The 22,377-nt window shown below is 31.3% G+C and carries 20 protein-coding genes; 19 read left to right on the plus strand and 1 reads right to left on the minus strand.

Translation table 11 applies throughout. The annotated features are described in order from the left end of the window. The first annotated feature begins 17 nt into the window (after positions 1 to 17). The 17 genes from grpE (at position 18) to ppdK (ending at position 18,021) form a co-directional block, all read left to right on the plus strand. A complete protein-coding gene (grpE, locus tag ACWJJ2_RS01050; protein WP_462953166.1) occupies positions 18 to 626 on the plus strand; it encodes a nucleotide exchange factor GrpE in 609 nt (202 codons plus the stop codon). A gap of 108 nt (positions 627 to 734) precedes the next feature. Then, positions 735 to 2,591, plus strand: a complete 1,857-nt coding sequence (gene dnaK, locus ACWJJ2_RS01055; RefSeq protein WP_216301797.1) for a molecular chaperone DnaK — start codon at positions 735 to 737, stop codon at positions 2,589 to 2,591. A gap of 345 nt (positions 2,592 to 2,936) precedes the next feature. Next, the gene (gene dnaJ / locus ACWJJ2_RS01060; RefSeq protein WP_216301798.1) at positions 2,937 to 4,061 is read left to right on the plus strand and encodes a molecular chaperone DnaJ; all 1,125 of its coding nucleotides are present in this window, start codon (positions 2,937 to 2,939) and stop codon (positions 4,059 to 4,061) included. 58 nt (positions 4,062 to 4,119) lie between these two features. Continuing rightward, positions 4,120 to 5,055, plus strand: coding sequence for a 50S ribosomal protein L11 methyltransferase (gene prmA, locus ACWJJ2_RS01065; RefSeq protein WP_216301799.1), 936 nt, complete (start codon positions 4,120 to 4,122; stop codon positions 5,053 to 5,055). A 69-nt stretch (positions 5,056 to 5,124) separates the two neighbouring features. Beyond that, positions 5,125 to 5,877 (plus strand): 16S rRNA (uracil(1498)-N(3))-methyltransferase, encoded by a 753-nt coding sequence (locus tag ACWJJ2_RS01070; protein WP_220285958.1) that lies wholly within the window; start codon positions 5,125 to 5,127, stop codon positions 5,875 to 5,877. Between the two features lie 228 nt (positions 5,878 to 6,105). Further along, positions 6,106 to 6,399 carry an HIT domain-containing protein gene (locus ACWJJ2_RS01075; protein ID WP_253198067.1) on the plus strand — a complete coding sequence of 98 codons (294 nt, stop codon included), beginning with the start codon at positions 6,106 to 6,108 and terminating at the stop codon, positions 6,397 to 6,399. A 208-nt stretch (positions 6,400 to 6,607) separates the two neighbouring features. Then, positions 6,608 to 6,784: a 30S ribosomal protein S21 gene (gene rpsU / locus ACWJJ2_RS01080; protein ID WP_165413737.1), complete on the plus strand. Its 177-nt coding sequence runs from the start codon at positions 6,608 to 6,610 to the stop codon at positions 6,782 to 6,784. Positions 6,785 to 7,125: 341 nt separating this feature from the next. Then, positions 7,126 to 7,410, plus strand: a complete 285-nt coding sequence (yqfC, locus tag ACWJJ2_RS01085) for a sporulation protein YqfC (protein WP_165414659.1) — start codon at positions 7,126 to 7,128, stop codon at positions 7,408 to 7,410. Further along, complete coding sequence (yqfD, locus tag ACWJJ2_RS01090; RefSeq protein WP_216301802.1) at positions 7,394 to 8,560, plus strand: sporulation protein YqfD; 1,167 nt, start codon at positions 7,394 to 7,396, stop codon at positions 8,558 to 8,560. Before yqfC ends, yqfD begins: the two co-directional genes overlap by 17 nt. Before the next feature lie 81 nt (positions 8,561 to 8,641). Then, the gene (locus ACWJJ2_RS01095) at positions 8,642 to 10,771 is read left to right on the plus strand and encodes an HD family phosphohydrolase (protein ID WP_462952893.1); all 2,130 of its coding nucleotides are present in this window, start codon (positions 8,642 to 8,644) and stop codon (positions 10,769 to 10,771) included. A 16-nt stretch (positions 10,772 to 10,787) separates the two neighbouring features. Continuing rightward, complete coding sequence (ybeY, locus tag ACWJJ2_RS01100) at positions 10,788 to 11,288, plus strand: rRNA maturation RNase YbeY (RefSeq protein ID WP_216301804.1); 501 nt, start codon at positions 10,788 to 10,790, stop codon at positions 11,286 to 11,288. Between the two features lie 63 nt (positions 11,289 to 11,351). Next, positions 11,352 to 12,050 carry a diacylglycerol kinase gene (locus ACWJJ2_RS01105; RefSeq protein WP_165414663.1) on the plus strand — a complete coding sequence of 233 codons (699 nt, stop codon included), beginning with the start codon at positions 11,352 to 11,354 and terminating at the stop codon, positions 12,048 to 12,050. Between the two features lie 146 nt (positions 12,051 to 12,196). Continuing rightward, a complete protein-coding gene (locus ACWJJ2_RS01110; RefSeq protein WP_216301805.1) occupies positions 12,197 to 12,595 on the plus strand; it encodes a cytidine deaminase in 399 nt (132 codons plus the stop codon). Positions 12,596 to 12,649: 54 nt separating this feature from the next. Then, on the plus strand, positions 12,650 to 13,531 hold the full coding sequence (gene era, locus ACWJJ2_RS01115; protein WP_165414665.1) for a GTPase Era: 882 nt from the start codon (positions 12,650 to 12,652) through the stop codon (positions 13,529 to 13,531). Further along, positions 13,528 to 14,310, plus strand: a complete 783-nt coding sequence (gene recO, locus ACWJJ2_RS01120) for a DNA repair protein RecO (RefSeq protein WP_165414669.1) — start codon at positions 13,528 to 13,530, stop codon at positions 14,308 to 14,310. Before era ends, recO begins: the two co-directional genes overlap by 4 nt. A gap of 64 nt (positions 14,311 to 14,374) precedes the next feature. Then, positions 14,375 to 14,983: a DUF4342 domain-containing protein gene (locus tag ACWJJ2_RS01125; protein WP_216301806.1), complete on the plus strand. Its 609-nt coding sequence runs from the start codon at positions 14,375 to 14,377 to the stop codon at positions 14,981 to 14,983. Positions 14,984 to 15,384: 401 nt separating this feature from the next. Further along, complete coding sequence (ppdK, locus tag ACWJJ2_RS01130; RefSeq protein ID WP_220285956.1) at positions 15,385 to 18,021, plus strand: pyruvate, phosphate dikinase; 2,637 nt, start codon at positions 15,385 to 15,387, stop codon at positions 18,019 to 18,021. An 88-nt stretch (positions 18,022 to 18,109) separates the two neighbouring features. Here ppdK and ACWJJ2_RS01135 read toward each other — a convergent pair whose 3' ends face one another. Then, positions 18,110 to 19,174 carry a CotS family spore coat protein gene (locus tag ACWJJ2_RS01135; RefSeq protein ID WP_216303972.1) on the minus strand — a complete coding sequence of 355 codons (1,065 nt, stop codon included), beginning with the start codon at positions 19,172 to 19,174 and terminating at the stop codon, positions 18,110 to 18,112. Between the two features lie 181 nt (positions 19,175 to 19,355). Here ACWJJ2_RS01135 and ACWJJ2_RS01140 point away from each other — a divergent pair, with 181 nt between their 5' ends. Together ACWJJ2_RS01140 and dnaG are read left to right on the plus strand one after the other, a co-directional pair. After that, positions 19,356 to 20,384 (plus strand): deoxyguanosinetriphosphate triphosphohydrolase, encoded by a 1,029-nt coding sequence (locus ACWJJ2_RS01140; protein WP_216303973.1) that lies wholly within the window; start codon positions 19,356 to 19,358, stop codon positions 20,382 to 20,384. Between the two features lie 223 nt (positions 20,385 to 20,607). Further along, a complete protein-coding gene (gene dnaG, locus ACWJJ2_RS01145; protein ID WP_216303974.1) occupies positions 20,608 to 22,377 on the plus strand; it encodes a DNA primase in 1,770 nt (589 codons plus the stop codon).

Below are 22,377 nucleotides of genomic sequence, written 5' to 3' on the forward strand. Positions count from 1 at the left end.
AAGAAGAAAACACATCAATACCTAATAATGGGGCTTCAAGCTCAGTTGATGAAGCTGGCGAAAGTCAAAGCACTATGGAAGAGACAGAGGGTTCTATAGAGGAAACTGCAGAAGAAGCTGAAATAGTAGAAGAAGTTGAAGAACTTTTAGAAAGTGAAAAAGATATGAAAAAAAATAAGAAAAAATTAGAAGAAGAAAACATTAAATTACAGAGTGAGCTAGATGATTTTAAAGACAAATATTTAAGGACATCTGCTGAATATGAGAACTTTAGAAAAAGAACAGTAAAAGAGAAACATGGTATATACACAGATGCTTGCGCCGATGTTTTAAAAGAGGTTTTGCCAGTACTTGATAACTTAGAAAGAGCACTTTCTGTTGAAGGAACTGGGGAAGATCTAAGAGTCGGTGTGGAGATGACGGTAAGACAATTTAATGATGCCTTTACTAAATTAGGGGTAGAAGAATTAGTCTCAGAAGGTGAATTTGACCCAAATCTTCATAATGCAGTAATGCATGTTGAAGATGAACAATATGGAACTAATGAAATAGTAGAAGTATTCCAAAAAGGTTATAAAAAAGATAACAAGGTATTAAGGCATAGTATGGTTAAAGTTGCAAATTAAAGATTTGGATTATAAAAAAAATATTATAAAAAAATATTATAATAAAATATAAGAATTATAACAATTATAATTGTTATGGTCTAAAAGGAATATGAGGAGGAAATAATAATGGGAAAAATTATAGGAATAGATTTAGGTACAACAAACTCATGTGTAGCAGTTATGGAGGGTGGAGAACCCGTAGTAATTTCTAATTCAGAGGGTGCAAGAACTACACCATCTGTAGTTTCATTCCAAGCTAATGGAGAAAGATTAGTAGGTCAAGTAGCAAAGAGGCAAGCAATTACAAACCCAGACAAAACAATAATGTCAATTAAAAGAGAAATGGGTTCCAATCATAAAGTAGATATTGATGGAAAATCACATACACCACAAGAAATTTCGGCGTATATTTTACAAAAAATAAAAGCTGATGCTGAGGCTTATTTAGGAGAAACAGTTACAGAAGCTGTAATAACTGTACCTGCTTATTTCAATGATAGCCAAAGACAAGCAACAAAAGACGCAGGAAAAATAGCTGGACTTGAAGTTAAAAGAATAATAAATGAGCCAACAGCGGCAGCTCTAGCTTATGGTTTAGATAAAATGGATGTTAACCAAAAAATATTAGTATATGATTTAGGTGGCGGTACATTTGATGTATCTATATTAGAACTTGGTGATGGTTTATTCGAAGTAAAATCAACTAATGGTAACACTAAACTTGGTGGAGATGACTTTGACGAAAAGGTTATGAATCACATAGCCGACACTTTTAAAGCGGATAATGGAATAGATTTAAGAAATGATAAAATGGCACTTCAAAGATTAAAAGAAGCTGCTGAAAAAGCTAAAATTGAATTATCATCATCAATGCAAACAAATGTTAATCTACCATTTATTACTGCAGATGCAACAGGTCCAAAGCATATAGATATAAATTTAACAAGAGCTAAGTTTAATGAGTTAACTCACGATTTAGTAAATGCTACAATAGAACCAATGAAAAAAGCACTTGCAGATGCAGGGTTATCACTTAATGAAATAGATAAAATTGTACTTGTAGGTGGTTCAACAAGAACACCAGCAGTTCAAGAAGCAGTTAAAAACTTTACTGGAAAAGATCCTTCAAAGGGAGTAAATCCAGATGAATGTGTAGCACTCGGTGCAGCAGTTCAAGCAGGAGTATTAAGTGGGGAAGTTAAAGATGTTTTACTTCTTGACGTAACTCCATTAACACTAGGAATTGAAACTCTAGGTGGAATAGCTACTCCTTTAATTGAAAGAAATACTACAATCCCAGCTAAAAAGAGTCAAGTATTCTCAACAGCTGCAGATGGTCAAACATCAGTTGAAATTAACATTGTTCAAGGTGAGAGACAAATGGCTGCAGGTAACAAGACTTTAGGAAGAGTTACTCTTTCGGGAATTGCTGCAGCACCAAGAGGAATTCCACAAATAGAGGTTACTTTTGATATAGATGCTAACGGTATAGTCAATGTATCAGCTAAAGATAAAGGAACAGGAAAAGAAGCTAAGATAACAATTACAGCATCAACTAATTTAAGTGATGATGAAATTGATAAAGCAGTAAAAGAAGCAGAAAAATTTGCAGAAGAAGACAAAACTAGAAAAGAAGAAATTGAAGTTAAGAACAATGCAGAACAGTTAGTATACCAAACTGAAAAAAGCTTAACTGAGCTTGGAGAAAAAGTAACAGAAGATGATAAAAAAGATATTGATGCTAAATTAGAAGCTCTTAAAAAAGTTAAAGACGGAGAAGATATAGAAGCTATTAAGAAATCTACTGAAGAATTAACTGAGGCTTTCTATGCAGTAACTACAAAAATATATCAAGCAGAAGCAGAAAAAGAGCAAGGAGCAAACCCAGGCGAAACTAACGCAGATGGAAATGATCATAAAGATGACAATGTAGTGGATGCTGACTTTAAAGTAGAAGAAGATGAAAAAAAAGAAGATAAATAATTAGTAAAATCAATTTAAAATAAGGGATGGGTAACTACCCTTCCCTTATTTTAATGACATTTCAGGAGGAAAGACTCCCACTTATATAAGTGGGAGTTAAATACCTTAACAAGAATAAAACTTAAGTGGGAGTAAAAATATCCCTATGAAGTCATTGATATGCAGCTCCGCAGGATATGATTTAATGTACACAGCTCCGCAGGAGATGAGTTATGTAAAGAAATATTAGCAATATGCATAGAAAAACTATATAATAGTGATGGTTAAATTATTTTAAGGATTACTTTATATTAGAGATTAGTTTATAATATAGAAGTATATATATTTTAGGTGGTGAAAAGCTAGATGTCAAAAAAAGATTATTATGAAACTCTTGGCATAGAAAGAGGTGCCAGTGAGGAAGAAGTTAAGAAAGCTTTTAAAAAGGGTGCATTAAAGTATCATCCAGATAGAAATCCAGATAATAAAGCGGCGGAAGACAAATTCAAAGAAATGAATGAAGCATACCAAGTTTTATCTGATTCAGAGAAAAGATCAAGATATGATCAATATGGTACAGCTGATGCAAATGGAGCAGGCTTTGAGGGTAGCTCTGATTTTTCAGGATTTGGTGGTTTTGGAGATATATTTGGCGACATATTTGGAGGTGGAGGATTCTCTTCAAGAAATCAGAATGGACCTAAAAAAGGTGCAGATTTAGAATATAATCTAAACCTGCATTTTGAAGAGGCTGTTTTTGGGGTAGAAAAAGAGATATCCATTACAAGAAATGAAAAATGTGGGGATTGCAGTGGTAGTGGTGCTAAAGCCGGTACTTCGCCTAAAACATGTGATAAATGTGGGGGAGCTGGGCAGATAAAAGTACAGAGAAACACTGCCTTTGGAAGTTTTGCTAGCATGAGCACTTGTGATAAGTGTGGTGGCAAGGGTCAAATGATCTCTGAGCCATGTAAAACTTGTCATGGTTCTGGGAAACAGAGAAAAAATAAAAAAATTAAAATTGATGTTCCGGGTGGAGTTGATACTGGAAATGTTATGCCTCTAAGAGGTCAAGGGGAACAGGGTGAAAAGGGCGGCCCATCAGGAGATTTATATATAAATATTAGAGTAGCTCCTCATAAAAGTTTTAAGAGGAATGGAACTGATATTCATATAGAATCTCATATAAGCTTTGGGTATGCAGCTATGGGAACTGAAATTAAAGTGCCAACCGTTGATGGAGACGTTAAATACAAAGTACCAGGAGGAACACAATCTGGGACTGTATTTAGACTTAAGGGTAAGGGAATACCTAGAGTAAACGGACATGGAAGAGGCGATCAATACGTAAAGGTTATTGTTGATATTCCAAAAGCTATAAATGATAAGCAAAAGGAAGCTTTAAAATTGTTTATGGAAGCTAGTGGCGAGAATGTAGATTTTTTTGAAGAAAATAAAAAGTCTATTGTAGATAAAATATTTGGCAAATAATAATAAAAGACTCCGTTTTGTAAAACGGAGTTTTTTATTATAAATAAGGAGATTAATAATGAATAAAGATTGGATTGAAGTAACTATAATAACAAGTAGTGAGGCTGTTGAAGCTGTATCTGCAATGCTATACAATACGGGAGTCGAAGGGGTCTCTATTTTAGATCCTTTAGATTTGATTTTTAGACGGGATCATACTACAGATTGGGACTATTTTGATGAAACTATTATAGATACAAAGAGTGGTGTTGTAATTAAGGGATACTATAAAAAGGATGAAAAATTTGAAAAGCACTTAGAAGATATTAAAGCAGGGGTAAATAATTTGCCAAAGTGTGGATTAGACAAAGGTGTTGGATCTGTAACGGCAGAAAAAGTAAATGAAGAAGACTGGGAAAATAACTGGAAAAAGTATTATAAGCCAATAAAGGTAGGGGAAAAGATAGTTATAAAGCCTATATGGGAAGAATACAATAAAAAAACTGATGAAATAATTGTGGAACTAGATCCAGGTATGGCTTTTGGAACAGGATCTCATGAGACTACTAGAATGTGTATAAAGGCACTTGAGAGGCACGTGGACGCTAACTCAACAGTTTTTGATATAGGAACAGGTTCTGGGATATTAGCTATTGCTGCGGCTAAGCTTGGGGCTAAGAAAGTCATAGGAGTTGATTTAGATCCAGTAGCAGTAGACTCTGCAAAACAAAATGTTAGCTACAATGATATAGGTAATATTGAAATATTATACGGAGACTTAATGGAAGTTGTTAAAGGAAAAGCGAATATAGTTATAGCTAATATAATGGCTGATATAATTATATTTTTGACGCAGCAAGTTAAGGCGTTTATTGTAGAAGGTGGATATTTTATATCTTCAGGGATAATTTTAAGTAAAAAAGATGATGTAATAAATAAGTTAACTGAGTGTGGCTTTAAAATTGAAGAAATAAATATAGAGGGTGAATGGGTTTGCATAGTTGCAAAGTTATAGCAAAATAAGGTGCATGAAAATAGACCAGTATATTTATTTGAATGTACCAAGGCTTAAGGAGAATAAATAATGCATAAATTTTTTGTATCAAAAGATAGTATAGATGGAAACAATGCTGTTATTGATGGTGAGGATGTAAAACATATATATAAGGTATTAAGGCTTCAAATCGGGGATAAGGTAAGTGTTAATAACTGTGAAGGTAAAGAATATGTAGGTGAAATAACCTTTATAGATAAAAAGGCAGTAAATATAAATTTATTAGAAGAAAATTCTATAAATAATGAAAGTCCTATTGAAGTACACTTATTTCAAGGTATGCCTAAATCAACAAAAATGGATTTAATAGTTCAAAAAAATACGGAACTTGGGGTTAAAGCAATAACACCTATAATTACAGAGAGAGTAGTAGTTAAAACTGATCTTAAGGAGTTTAAAAAGGTGGATAGATGGAATAGGATAGCACTAGAAGCCTGCAAGCAGTGCAAGAGAAGTCTGGTGCCTCAAATAAATGTTCCTATAGGGTTTGACAACTTATTACAAGAACTAAAGTACATGGATTTAGTAGTGGTTCCCTATGAAAATGAAGAAGGTTATGGTATAAAAAAATTAGTAGAAAATATGGAGAAAATACATATTAATAAAGTTGCTATTATAATAGGGCCAGAGGGTGGATTTGAAGAAAGTGAAATATTAAAACTTAAAGAAATAGGAGCAAGGATCGTTACTTTGGGACCGAGAATACTTAGAACTGAGACTGCAGGCTTTACATGTTTAAGCCTTATAATGTATGAACTGGGAGACTTGGGAGGGAAGGTGTAATGAAAGTTGCAATCGCTACCTTAGGATGTACGGTAAATTAGTATGAATCAGAAGCAATGATAGGAAGTGCAAGAATTATAAAAATTTTGAGCAATAAATATATGTAGCAGGAGAAAAAAAAATTATGTTGAATACTATAATATAACTAAGGTTATGCAAGGAGGTGATTATGTGGAAGAGGAAGATTGTATTTTTTGTAAAATAGTAAAAAAGCAAATCCCTTGTGAAATGGTTTATGAGGATGAAAAAGTTATAGGATTTAAGGACATAAGCCCTGAGGCACCAGTACATGTTATAATTATTCCAAAGCAGCATATTGCTGACTTAAATTGCTTAAAACAAGAGGAATCAGAAATAATAGGTCATATATTTATTGTCGCAAAGAAAATTGTAAAAATTCTAGGAATTGCTGATAGTGGATATAGAATTATAACTAATTGTGGAGAACAAGGGGGACAAACCGTTCAACATATACATTTTCATCTGTTGGGTGGAAGAATGCTTAAGTGGCCACCTGGTTAGCATATAAGGTTTATTCAAACAAATAATGAGGCGGTATTCTAATTTACTTTACAAAATGTTGAATTTTTAAAAGTATTTTATATATAACAAAACAGCAATGAAAATGTTGACATAATGTAAAAGTGTGTTGTATAATAAAAAATGTGCTATTTAGGCCCCGCATTAGCTGCTTTTAAATTGAATTGAGCTAGCGGAGGGAGGGATAATGATGTCAGAAATTAAGGTTGGAGCAGACGAGACAATTGAGAATGCTTTAAGAAGGTTTAAGAAGAAGTGCGCAAGAAGTGGAGTGCTCGGAGAAGTAAGAAAAAGAGAACACTATGAAAAACCAAGCGTTAAGAAAAAGTTGAAATCAGAAGCTGCAAGAAAGAGAAAATTTAAATAAAATTTTTAAAATGGAAACAGGCAATGTTAGAGTGCCTTCCTCAGCAGTTAACTAGATTAGAAATTATAGAGCTATTCAAAAAGGCAGTTGTGTAATTGGTGGATAATGGCATAAAATACATTGAAAAAATTATGTTTGCCTTATTGCTTAAAGTTATAAGTAATGCAGATGGTAAGCTTATTAGTGAAATAGTAAAATAGTAAAATAGTATTTGAATAAATGAAAGACTCAGCGATTGCTGAGTCTTTTTTTTATTGAAAAAAATTATAAAATTTAAAAACTGTAATTTGTTAGACTTTTTTTTCATAAATTTAATATGAAGTATTTTATGAGGTGAGTGTATGGATAATAAATTTTATAAAACGAAAGAAATTATAGCAAGTAAGTTAGAATTGCCAAGAGATATCCTGTTAGATTTACCGAAAATAACTATTTTAGCTAACAGTGAAATAAATATAGAAAACCATAAGGGTGTAGTAATCTTTGAAGAAGAAGAAATAAAAATAAATTCCAATGTGGGTCCGATTTCGATATACGGTAAAAATTTTAAAATACTATTTATAGGGGGAAACACAATAACTTTGAGTGGCAACTTTAAGTCGGTTGTGTATGAAAGTCATGAATAATTTTAAAAAATATAAAAAAGGTAATATCACAATGGAAATACAATCATTAATGCCAGAAAAGTTTATAAATTTATTGTGGAGAAATGGTATTCAAGTTAAGAACATAAAAAAAATAAATATAACAACTGTAGTTTTAGAAGTGAGATTAAGCGACTATGGAGAGATTAGTAAAGTGGCAAAACGAACAGACACTAGAGTTAAAATTATAGTAAGGAGCGGAGCAGCATTTTTTTTAATAAAGTTAAGAAGTCGATCTGCACTTCTACTCGGAGTAATCTTGTTTGGGAGCGTAATATATTATTTATCTACATTTGTATGGAATATAGAAATCAATACGGAAAATTATATAAGCCCATATGAATTGCGTCAACAAATTAAAGGTTTTGGGATAAGACCAGGACTTAAAAAGAAAAATATAGATGTTTATGATATTGAAAATAAAATCACAAGAAGTAATGATGAAATAATGTGGGTAAAAGCAAGGATTGACGGTGTTAAGCTAAAGGTTGATGTAATAGAAAGACAATCACCGCCTATTATAATTAGTAACCAAACACCCTGTAATTTAGTAGCAAGCAAACATGGTATGGTAGTTAGAGTATACACTACGGAAGGTACAGCCGTTGTAGAAGCCGGGAAAATGATACAAAAGGGGGAGCTGTTAGTTAAAGGAGAGCAGGGCAAGGAGGAAAATGTTTATCCTGTACATGCGAAGGGGGAAGTTATAGCAAAAACTTTTTACGAGGAGATTAAAGAAGTCCCATTAAACAATATATCAAAGGTTAAAACAGGAAACAGTATAAGCAATTTATATATTAAATTTGCAAATAAAAAAATTTATCTAAAAAATAACATAATTCCATATAGTAATTATGATAAAATAGAAAATAACAGTAAGTTTATAAAAAAAGAAATCTACTATGAAATTGAAGAAAAAAATATACCTGCGGATGAGGGTAAGGTAGTAGAGGGGATGTATTCTAATATTTTAAAAAATTTAGACAAAAGTGTAAAAATAATAGATAAAATTAAAGATGTAAAAAAGGAGAAAGATAAGTATCTAATAAGAGTGGTGGTAGTTGCTGAAGAAAATATTGCTTCAGAAGGAGAAATAACACCCGAAAAAGTGAGTATACCCGAAAAAAAATAGTGCATCTCAAAAAACATTAAACATTTAAGAAAGAAAATATGTTTTTATAGTTTACTCGAGAAGAAAAGGTGGGGATGGGATATGAAAAATATAAGGGAACTTATGAAGCTTAATAAAGCAAAATCATATTTGATTTTTATAGTTACGGCGATTATAATGTATTCAATTTTAGTAACAGCTTTAGTTCCAAAAAAGTATACAATAAATGTGGGAAGTATTGCAAAAGTAGATATAAAAGCTCCTAGGGAAGTTGAAAATGAAGGAGCCACAGAAATCAATAGAACAAAAGCTGTAGAGAGCGTAGGAAAAAAAACAATTAAAGTTTCAGTAAATGACAAGGCTATAGAAAATATCGGTAAATTATTTTCAGCAGTGTCCCAGTTAAACACTAGTAAATCACCCGAGAATAATAGCGTAGACGCATCTAAAAAAACATTATCGGAAGAGGAAAAAATAGATTCACTCAAAAAGAGCAACCCAATTCCTAATTTTACCGATGAGAATTATCAGACTTTAGTAAATTTAGAAATTAAAAAAGCCAAGGAATTAGAAATATTTCTTAAAGATACGATAACAACCCTTTATGATATAACCACAATAAATGAAAATAAACCCGAGGAAATTATATTGGCAAAGGGGATTATTGCTACACTTATTAATAACTCAAATTTTCCTAAGGAAATAAGAACAATAGGGATGTCTATCGCAAATGTAGAGGTTCGTCCTAATTCAATTTATGATAAAAAAAGTACAGATGTGTTAATAGAAGAAGCAAGGAAAAGTGTTAAACCTGTTATGATTAAGAAGGAACAGATCATTGTAAAAGAGGGGGAACCAATAACCTCTGAGCAAAAGGCACTTTTAGAATCCTTAGGGCTTCTAGATAATACTAGTAATTTTGAATGGTCATTATATACAAGTGTAGCAGCGCTTGTATGTCTAGTAATATTACTTCAATGGTTTTATTTATATAAGTATCATACGGCAATTTTTAATGATACAAAAAAATTAGTTATGATTAATCTTCTTAGCATCATAGCTATACTACTGGCTAGAACATTAGGTATAATTTCTTTGTTTGTAATTCCATTAGCCTGCGTGCCAATGCTTATGACCATTTTAATTGATGATGAAGTATCAATAGCTCTAAATATTCTTAATTGCATTCTAATTAGTGTTGCAGTTAATTTTAATTTTGAAATAACAATATTAGCTGTGCTAAATTCTATTGTTGGGGTTATGATATTAAAGAAAATGCAACAAAGAAACGATATATTATATTCAGCTATATATATTGCAATAATAAACCTTATGGTGTATCTATCTATGGGATTTTTGCTAAGCAATAGTATAATTGATGTTTTAAAAAAGGCAGGACTAGTGTATCTCGCAAGTCTTATATCTGGAGTACTTACTATAGGATTTTTGCCGTTTTTTGAAAGCTTTTTTGATATAGTGACTACAGTGAAACTTTTGGAACTATCAAACCCTAATCACCCACTACTAAAGCGGCTACTTTTGGAGGCTCCAGGAAGTTATCATCATTCTGTGCTTGTAGCTAACTTGTCAGAGGTTGCAGCAGAAGCTGTTGGAGCGAATCCTGTTCTTGCAAGGGCTGCTGCATATTATCATGATATTGGGAAGATAAAGAGACCATATTTTTTCAAAGAAAATCAATTAGGAAATGATAATCCACATGAGAGAATAACTGCAAATTTAAGTACACTTATAATTATTTCTCATGTAAAGGATGGGTTAGAGCTTGCAAAAGAATTTAAAATACCTAAAGTAATTCAAGATATCATTAGGCAGCATCATGGGACGACTTTAGTTAATTATTTTTATATAACTATGAAAAATTCTAGTGACAATCCAGATGAAGTTAAAGAAGAAGATTTTAGATACCAGGGACCGAGTCCTGAAAGCAAGGAAGCGGCAATTATAATGTTGTCAGATATAGTGGAAGCAGCTGTAAGATCAATTCCAAATCCTACAAAAGGTAAAGTTGAGGAAATGGTTAATAAGCTAATAAAAAGCAGACTTAATGATGGACAACTAAATAATTGCGATTTAACTTTAAAAGATTTAGAAAAGATAAGAAAGGCATTTTTAAAAGCGCTTTCTGGAATATACCATGAGAGAATAGAGTATCCAATGGACAAATGGCAAAAAGATAAGGAACATGAAGATAAAAAAATGAGGCTAGAATAAAGGAGTAAAAATAAGTATGATTTTTATTGATAATAGGCAAAATAAGATTGAAGTTTCGAGTGAACTTGAAACTGTTATAAAAAATGTCATTGAGTATACGCTTAAAGAAGAAAAACTTTTTATAGATAATGAGGTAAGTGTTATCTTTATTGACAACGAAGAAATCAGAAAAATAAACCTAGAGCATAGGGGAATAGATAAAATTACAGATGTGCTATCTTTCCCTATGTTACATTATCCAGAAAATAAGGTGTTTAAAGATGTGTATGTAAATTATGAATTTGACCAAAGTGATTTATATGATGAAAGGCTAGTAATTGGGGATGTTGCATTATCCCTGGAAAAAGCGAAGCAGCAAAGTGAAGAGTTCCGTCATTCATTTACTCGCGAATGTGCGTATCTTACAGTGCATTCAATTTTACATCTGTTAGGTTATGACCACATGGAGGAAGACCCAAAAGATATTATGAGAAAAAGAGAAGAAGAAATATTGAACAATTTTAAAATATCTAGGTAGGATACACTTATGGTTAGTTTCATGTGTCTTACTGCATGAGAATATTTTTAAAGGTGGTTAAGGATGAAGGTTAAGAAATTAGTTGATAGTTTTAATTATGCTATTGAAGGAATCATATATTCCATTCGCACGCAAAGAAATATGAAGATACATATGTTAACGACAATAGTAGTGCTTACTGCCACTTTTTTTTATGATTTGTCAAAGATTGAACTTTTAATTATTACCATGACTATAACAATGGTCATAGTTGCTGAAATGATAAATACGGCAGTAGAATGTGCCATAGATGCTACAACAAATTTTTATCATCCACTAGCCAAAATTGCTAAAAATGTCGCTGCTGGCGCAGTACTAGTAACCGCTATAAATTCAGTCTTAGTTGGTTATGTGATATTTTGGGATAGAATAACTCCTTTTAACATGACAGTTATGTTAAAACTTAAAAAATCTGACCCTGACATGATCTTTTTTATGCTGGTTATAATTTGCATTGCTACAGTAATAGTTAAGGCAATTTATGGAGAAGGAACACCACTCAGAGGAGGAATGCCTAGCGGTCACAGTACCATAGCTTTTTCAGTAGCTACAGCCATAACATTATTAACGAATGAACCTTTAATTATGGTGTTATCATACTTGCTAGCTGTAATTGTTGCACAAAGTAGGGTTGATTCAGAAATTCATTCTATCTTGGAAGTGGTTTTTGGTGGTGTTTTTGGGACTTTATTAACATTGCTACTATTTAAAATTTTAGGATAATTAATTTTTTTATGTCTAATGACTAATATCCGAAATATAATTATAATATTATTGAAATACTAATATTTAGTGATATAATTGGTATACGTGATTTTTCGTGTATATGTGAAGAATAACTGTCAAATTATTTGAATAGGAGTGTACTAATGGATTATAAAAAGTTAGCTAGAATAGCAATAGATGCTAGAGCAAATGCATATGTGCCATATTCGAAATTCAAGGTAGGCGCAGCAGTTGTTACTGAAGATGGGTCAATATATACTGGATGCAATATTGAGAATGCTTCCTATGGAGCTACTAATTGTGCCGAAAGGACAGCAATTTTCAAAGCTGTATCTGAGGGGCATAAAAAAATCAAGGCTATTGCTATAGTTGGAGATATGTCAACTAATACCTATCCATGTGGTATTTGCAGACAAGTTATAGTAGAATTTGCCACAAATGATATTGATATTATATTAGTAAAAAATGAAGAAAATTATATAATTAAGACTATGGATGAAATTTTACCAGGTGCTTTTACTAAAGAAGATTTATTAAAGTAAGATAACAAATAATTAATAAATACTATTTACTAAAGATAATCAAAAGGAGGATATATGTTTAAATCGGGATACGTAACTATTATAGGACGACCTAATGTAGGAAAATCTACATTAATAAATTATATTATGGGGGAGAAATTATCAATTGTGTCTAATAGACCCCAAACTACAAGAAATAACATACAAACCATTTTAACTACTAAAGAATCTCAAATAATATTTGTAGATACTCCAGGAATGCATAAACCTAGACATAAACTAGGAGAATATATGGTTAAAGTAGCAAAGCAATCTGCTAGTGAAGTAGATGTTATATTATTTATAACTACGCCAGGAGATGAAATTGATAAAGGTGATATGCATATTCTTGAACAATTTAAAGATACTAAGATACCCGTGTTTTTATTAGTTAATAAGATTGATGAGAATACTCAAGAGAGGGTAGCTAAAACTATTCAAGGTTATTCTGAGTATTTTAATTTTAAAGAAATAATACCAATTGCAGCTATAAAAGGTAAAAATATTGATATAGTTACTAAACTTGTAGAAGAGCACATTCCAGAGGGACCTTTATATTACCCAGAAGATATGATTACAGATCAGCAAGAAAGATTCATTATTACTGAAATTATAAGAGAAAAAGCTTTGAAATTATTATCGCAAGAAGTGCCTCATGGAATAGCAGTAGAAATTATTTCTATGAAAAGAGATAAAAAAGAGATCTACAATATTGAAGTTAACTTGCTTTGCGAAAAAGATTCTCATAAGGGAATAATAATTGGAAAAGGTGGAAAAACCTTAAAACAAATTTCTACTTATGCAAGACAAGATATAATGAAATTATTAGGAGAAAACATACATCTGAGATTATGGGTAAAGGTAAAGAAGGAATGGAGAGATACTTCGAGTATTTTGAAAGAGTTAGGATATAAATAGGGGATGATTTTCTGTCAATTTTAAAAACTAGGGCCATTGTTATAAAGACACAAGAGTTTAAAGAGACTGACAAGTTAGTTTGGCTTTTTACTGAAGAATTTGGAAAAATAACAGCCATAGCAAAGGGAGCCAGAAAAAATAAAAGCAGATATATATCATCGACCTTACCTTGCTGCTATGGAGAATTTGTGCTTTTTAAAGGGAAAAATTTATATACAATAAATGAAATTACAATTATAGATTCTTTTCAGCAATTATTAAGGGACCTAGATACAATTACTTATGCCTCGTATTTTAATGAATTAATTGATATAACAATGGAGAATGAAGAGGTTAATAAAGAACTTTTTATAAATTTAGTTACTGCCTTTTATTTCATAAAAAATGACGTTATGGATATAGAAGTCCTAGCCAGAACTTTTGAAATAAGAATTCTAAAGGCAACAGGTTATGCATTAAATTTTAACTACTGCGTTAAATGTAGAAAAAAAATAACCATGTCTAATAACATTGATTTAATATCTTATGGTCCAATTTGTAAAGAGTGTGAAAAATTAAATAGTATATATATTTCAAATCCTACATATAATACATTAAAATTCTTAAACAATTTTGGTATGGATAAAATTAATAGAATTATTGTTTCAAAAACATCCAAGCTCGAGTTGTATAAAATTTTATCCTTTATTATTTCCCAAAATTATACACGTAAGCCGAAGAGCTTAGAAATGTTTAATTACTTAATGACATTTCAAAAGGAAAGTCGCCCACTTTTATAAGTGGGTGAATAACAATGAATAATTGTTATTTACAACTGGACAAATTATAAGGAGGAATATTTTAATGGCAGAAATTACACTAGAGAAGATTGATATTGTTAAAGAACGAACAGGAGTTACGTACACTGATGCTAAGGAAGCATTAGAAGAATGTGATGGTGATGTAGTTAATGCTTTGATTTATATCGAAGCAAAACAAAAAAAAACTGAAAAATTTAATATGAAAGAAATGTACACGACTAAGGATGAATTTGTAACTTGGATAAAAAATACAGCACGAAAAGGAACTGTAACAAGAATAAAAATAAAAAAAGATGAAACTGTGATTATAGATATACCTGTTAATGCTGGTATTGCAGCAGGTCTCGTTGGATTATATATGCCCTCTTTAATTGGCATAGGATTATTAACAGCAGTAATCACAAAGGTTAATATTGAGATAACTAAAGAGGACGGTTCTGTGGAGTTTATTAATACTATTATTAAAAACACAGTTGAAGAAGTAAAAGGCAAAGTGAGTGATATAAGTGAAGATGTAATAGAAAAAATTAATGAAACAAAAGACAGTCTTAGCAAAGGTAGCAAAGATATCAAAGATAGCAATAATGAAAATGTATATCAATATACTGTTAAATTTGATGAGCAGAAAAAAGAAGAAGAAAAGAGTAACTAATGTATTCTCCTTTCTATATTTTAAAACTTTGATCAATGCTATTTTCACTTATATAAAGCCAGCAACTTATTAGTTGCTGGCTTTATATAAGTGAAAATCTAACTATATCTTAAACAAAAAGTGATTAAATCATGATACATTTGATTGTAAAAACGTGGTATAATGTTAGGAAGGGTATGTTAAAAATTTAGTATAACATCATTTTGTGGAAACGTTTTATTTCAAATATATACCATTTTAGAAAGCCTGAGTAAGGTTAAATAATCTTCTGCGAAGCTGTAACATTAACGAATTCATAAGGAGACTTTCCTTCCGAAATCTCGTTAATATGGTGTTAATTGTAGTTAATGGTATATTTATATACTAATTATCATATATAATTTAGAAGGAGTTGGGTTAAAATGGAAAACAGAAAATATGTATACTTATTTAGTGAAGGTAATATGTCAATGAAAAACCTTTTAGGTGGGAAAGGTGCAAATCTTGCAGATATGACAAGTCTTGGGATTCCAGTTCCACAGGGATTCACAGTAACTACAGAAGCTTGTAATAAATACTATGAAGATGGTCAATTGATCGCATCCGAGATTATTCATGAAATTCATGCTAAAATGGCTGAACTTGAAAACATTACAGGAAAGAAGTTTGGAAGTTTAGAAAATCCATTACTTGTATCAGTTAGATCTGGGGCAAGAGCATCGATGCCTGGTATGATGGATACGATCTTAAATCTTGGATTAAATGATGATACAGTAGAAGTTATGGCAAAATTAACGAATAATCCAAGATTTGCTTATGACTCTTACAGAAGGTTTATCCAAATGTTTGCTGATGTTGTTATGAATATTGAAAAAAGAAACTTTGAAAACATGATGGATAAAATGAAAGAAGAAAAAGGCGTAAAATTTGATACAGAATTAGATGCGAGTGACCTAAAAGAATTAGTTAAACAATTTAAAGAATTCTACAAAGAATATAAACGTGAAGAATTTCCAAGTGATCCTAAAAGTCAGTTAATAGAGGCTGTTTCGGCAGTATTTAGATCATGGGATAATCCTCGTGCAAATGTATATAGAAGATTAAATGATATTCCAGGAAATTGGGGAACTGCGGTAAGCGTTCAAGAAATGGTATTTGGTAACAAAGGAGAAACATCAGGAACGGGTGTTGCTTTCTCAAGAAATCCATCTACAGGAGAAAAAAGAATATATGCTGAGTACTTAATGAATGCACAAGGGGAAGACGTTGTTGCAGGGATAAGAACACCACAAGATATATCACAACTTGAAAAAGATATGCCAAAAGTATATGAAGAATTCATGGGAATTGTTAAGACCCTCGAAACTCACCACAAAGATATGCAAGATATGGAGTTTACAATAGAAGATGGAAAATTATACTTTTTACAAACAAGAAACGGTAAGAGAACGGTGCAAGCCGCATTAAAAATTGCGGTAGAACTCGTTGAAGAAGGAATGTTATCAAAGAAAGAAGCTATAATGAAGGTTGAGCCAAAACAACTAGATACATTACTCCACCCTAACTTTGATGCAAAAGAATTAAAGAAAGCTATAGTAATAGCTAAAGGCTTACCAGCATCTCCTGGAGCTGCCTGTGGAAAAGTTTACTTTACGGCTGAAGATGCAAAAATTAAACATGAAGCTGGAAATAAAGTTATCCTTGTAAGGCTTGAGACCTCACCAGAAGACATCGAAGGTATGGTTGCTGCAGAAGGTATCTTAACAGTGAGAGGTGGAATGACATCGCACGCTGCGGTTGTTGCAAGAGGAATGGGGACTTGTTGTGTTGCTGGATGCTCAGACTTAAAAGTTAATGAAGAAGCTAAGAGTTTCCAAATTGGACAAACGATATATAATGAAGGCGACTTTATTTCAATGGATGGAAGTACAGGAAATGTATACGCTGGAACAATTAAAACGGTTGAGCCTGAAATAAATGGTTATTTTGAAATATTTATGGGCTGGGCTGATGAAATAAGAAGATTAAAAGTTAGAACTAATGCCGACACTCCAAGGGATGCTGCTCAAGCAGTTAAATATGGAGCTGAGGGTATAGGACTATGTAGAACAGAGCATATGTTCTTTGATGCCGATAGAATAATGGTTATAAGAGAAATGATTGTTGCTAAAGATGAAGATTCAAGAAGATTAGCATTACAAAAATTATTACCAATGCAAAGAGAGGACTTTATAGGAATCTATGAAGAAGTTGAAGAAAGACCAACTACAATCAGATTTTTAGATCCACCGCTACATGAATTTTTACCGCATGCTGATGAAGATATAAAAGAATTAGCAAGAGACATGGGAATAACTTTTGCAGAGTTAAAAGCTACTGTTGAATCATTGCATGAAGTTAACCCAATGATGGGACATAGAGGATGCAGACTTGCAGTATCATATCCTGAGATAGCTGAGATGCAAACTAGATCGGTTATTGAAGCAGCTATAGATGTTAAAACTAGAAAAGGATACAATATTGTTCCAGAAATAATGATTCCTTTAGTTGGGGAAGTTAGAGAATTAAAATATGTTAAAGATATAGTAGTAAGGGTAGCTGATCAAATCATAGCTGAGTTAGGCATTGATTTAAAATACATGGTTGGTACAATGATTGAAATACCAAGAGCCGCACTTACAGCTGATTTAATAGCAAAAGAAGCAGATTTCTTCTCATTTGGAACAAATGACTTAACGCAAATGACTTTTGGATTTTCAAGAGATGATGCTGGAAACTTCTTAAAACATTACTATGAAAAGAAAGTTTATGAATTTGATCCATTCCAAAAATTAGATCAAACAGGAGTAGGCAAACTCGTCAAAATGGCAGCTGATCTTGGACGAGAGGCTAATCCAGGTATAAAACTTGGGATATGTGGAGAACATGGTGGAGATCCATCTTCTGTTGAATTCTGTCATAATGTAGGACTTGATTATGTATCATGTTCACCATTTAGGGTTCCGGTTGCAAGACTTGCAGCGGCTCAGGCTGAAATAAATAATCCGAGAAAAAAATAATATTTAAATGTAATTAATCAATTAAAAGTAAAAAGCCACTGCAAAGCAGTGGCTTTTTACTTTTAACAGAATTAAAATATCAAATTTATTATGTTATTTTAAATTTACTTTTAATATACGTTTTAAACTTTTCAACAAAATCTAATTGATATTCATTATTGTTAGTTGCGTTATCTAGCAGGCGTAAGAAGGCTTTTTTATTACATTTGTTAATATTACCATAATAATCTCTTGATATTTTCCAATATCTTTGGGGGAAAGCCAAATAAACAAAAATATATTTGTAATCATCCAAGGTTAAAGGTAGGATTTTATCATATAATTCTAAAAAATTTATTGCTAGCTCTAAATCCCATTTTGTACTATCTCTTTTCAGTAGGCGCCTTAAACAATAGGAAATATCATGGGCGCAAAAGTCATTTCTACATTTATCAAAATCAATTACCCATATTTCATTATTAGTATCAAATATAATATTTTTATTAACATAGTCAAGGTGGCATAATGATTTTGTAAGATTATTGGGGTTGATATCATAAGCAATGTTTGCAGAATATTTAGCTAGCTTACTACTTGTTTCAAAATGATTAAGATATAGATTTGAAAAGGCATCATTATATTTATAAGCCAAATTAGAGGAATTAAGAAGGCCTTCATAGTGTTTATATATGGAAGGGCTCAAAGGGCTAAAGTCCTCTTTTATGGAACTTCCATATATAGGCATAAAGTTAATACTGACTTTATGCATATTTGCAAGGTTGGTACTACATAATAGAATATGATTAATATTATCATAATCACATTTTATACCATTAATCCAGGGGGTGAGTATAAATAACATATTATTATAGTTTACAAATCTGTTATTTGTGTTTGTAGGAAGTATGCGAGGTACATGGATATTATTTCTGTATAACCATTCTATAGCTGAGTATACAAATAATAAATCGTTTATAGAATAATAAACTTTTTTTAAACAATAGCATTTACCAAAGTCTTGCACTTTATATACAGCCCTTTGTTTATCTGTATCTTTAAATTTGATTTGCGTGATATCAGCATTAGTTAAGTTATATTGAGGCAGAATGTGTCTTTTTACATTTTCGGCAGACAATAAATTTATGTTATTAAAGTTTTTAGCCGTAGATGGCATCTTAACACTCCTAAAAAATTATTACATTATTAGGATATTAATAAAACTTTAATATTATACATTTAACATTAAAAAAGGGAAATTAATTTAATTCGTAGAATACTAACTAAAGCGTCTTTAAAAAATAATATGCATACTTATCAACCGTTTTTAGAAGATGCCTAAATTTAGGAGGAAAACCATGGATATTCGCAAAAAAATAGAAACTAATGAAGGTAATAGCATTATACGATATGGGGCGTTATCTCTAAACTCAAAAGGAAGGAAAGTATTAGAGGATAAGGATGAGGTAAGAACCTGTTATATGGTGGATAGAGATAGGATAATACATAGTAAATCATTTAGAAGATTGAAGCATAAAACTCAAGTATACATAAAGACTAGTAGTGATCACTATAGAACAAGATTAACACATACCTTAGAAGTTGCACAGATAGCTAAAACTATAGGGAGAGGCATAGGCTTAAATGAAGATTTAATAGAAGCTATAGCAATGGGTCACGATATAGGGCACGTACCTTTTGCTCATAATGGTGAAGAGGTGCTTAATGATATTTTGCCACAAGGATTTAGGCACAATGAAAATAGTATTAGAGTTTTAACAAAAATTGAAAAATTAGGTGCTGGTCTTAATTTGAGCGCGGAAGTGCTAGATGGAATTCTCAATCATAGTGGGTTTTCTTCTAAAATTGGAAAGGCTTCAACACTTGAAGGTCAGGTTGTTAGGTATAGTGACAAGATTGCATACGTAAATCATGATATAGACGATTCTATAAGAGCAGGATTGTTAACTGAAGCAATGCTACCTCCAGGTGCTATTGAAGTATTAGGGGCAAATCATGGCAAGCGAATAGATACTTTAGTTAAAGACTGTATTTATAACACCATAAATAACTTAGATATAGGGGATATAGGTGTATCACTTAGTGAAGGTGTTGGAAGTGCATTGGGTGAATTAAGAAATTTTATGTTTGAAAATATATACAAAGGTGAAATCTTAAAGGCAGAAAGACAAAAATCACAATTTGTGGTAACGCATGTATTTAAACATTACTATAATAATCCACTGGCTATGCCGGACTTTTATAAAAGCATAGTTAAGTATGAAGGTCTACATATAGGAGTAGCAGATTATATTTCTGGTATGAGTGATGACTATTGTTTAATGCTTTTTAATGATTTATATGTGCCTAGGGTTGTTATTTATTAAAATATGATAGAAACAAATATTGGGTTTGGAAAACATATTAATATAAAATTTATAAATAAAAAATAAAAAATACAAATATTGAAGGAAATTTGTGTTTTATAAAGAATATAGTATAAGCAAACATAATTTTTTTTAAAAAAAATGATTTTAAAGAAGGATAATACACTTTTTTGTCGAATAAAATTATATTGTGAACTTATATAAGTAAGGTGGTAATAATCTATTGATTGCTGAAGATGTTATCCGAAAAATTAAGGAACAAAATGATATTGTGGATGTAATATCTGAAAGGGTTAAACTTAAGAAAGCGGGGCGAAATTATATTGGTCTTTGTCCTTTTCATAATGAGAAGAGTCCTTCTTTCACAGTGTCTGAGGAAAAGCAAATTTATAAATGCTTTGGATGTGGTGAAGCTGGGAATGTAATTAGTTATATTATGAAGGATAGGAATGTAAATTTTCCTGAAGCAGCAAGGGTACTCGCCGAGAGAGCTAACATTAGTATAGAAATGGACAATGAGGAAAATAATGTTCAAAAAGACATGTATAAAAAAATGTACAATATTAATGTAGCAGCGGCTAGGTATTTTTATGACAATTTAAGAAAGGACAAGAAGGCTGAAACATATTTCTTAAACCGAGGAATTACGGAAGTTACTATGAAAAAATTTGGTTTAGGGTTTTCGTTTGATAAATGGGATGGATTGTTATTATACCTGAAAAGGAAAGGCTACTCCGAATTAGATTTACTTAGTATAGGATTAATTATTAAAAGTCCTAAAAATTCCTATTATGATAGGTTTAGAAATAGAATAATGTTTCCTGTGTTTGATTATAAAGGCAGCGTCATCGGATTTGGAGGAAGGGTTTTAGATGATTCAAAACCTAAATATTTAAATTCACCTGAGACACCATTATTTCATAAGGGGCTACATCTTTATGGATTGAATTTTGTAATAAAAAATAATAGGTCTCGAACAATAATAATTGTAGAGGGATATATGGATTGTATTTCACTTCATCAATATGGGTTTTCAAATGCCGTTGCGTCCCTGGGGACGGCACTTACTATTAATCAAGCAAAATTATTGAAAAAACATGTAGACAAAGTTATTATTTCATATGATGCTGATGTAGCAGGCCAAGCAGCAACATTAAGGGGCCTTGAGATATTAAGGACTGAAGGTTTTGATTTAAGGGTGCTGATAGTTCCAAAGGATAAGGATCCTGATGAATATATAAAAAACAACGGAAAGCAGGCTTTTCAGAAATTAGTGGATGATGCTCTCCCCTTAATATATTATAGGATTAAAAGAGCAGGTGACGGAATAAATTTTTCGAATAGTGAAATGATAATACAATATGTGAAAAAGGTTACTGAAATTATTGCAGATTTAGATCCTGTCGAAAAAGATGTTTATATAAAAAAGGTTTCTGAGGAAACAGGCATCAAAGAACAGGCAATATATGACCTACTAAGTGACGAAATCAACAAAAATGCAAAAAAAACCAAAAAAATGAATATGCAACAAGATTTTGGACAAAAATTATACTTAGAGCCAGCTTATATTAAGGCTGAAAGAAATTTGTTGAAATTTATGTTTATAAATGAAGAAAATTGTAATTATATCACAGAAAACTTGGACCTAGAACAATTGGTACTTCAAAGTCATAAAAGTATATATACATTAATTGTTAAATATAAAAACTTAACAAAAGATGAAAAAACTAAAAAAATTGAATTTATATGTAATGATATAGAATGTACAAAAGAGTGGATAAATACTATGGAAATTGAATTTTCAGGAGATGAAGAGGATCATAAAAAACTTATAAATGACTGCATTAAAGAACTTAAAAAATTCAAGTTAGAGGAGTCGAAAAAAGAAATTATGAATAAAATCAAACAATATGAATCAAAAGGTTTGCTAGAAGAATCTATACAATTAGCCCAAAAACTTATAGAAATGCAAAAAGATCTAAAACAATTATAG

It is taken from the genome of Clostridium sp. CM039 (genome assembly GCF_055081075.1).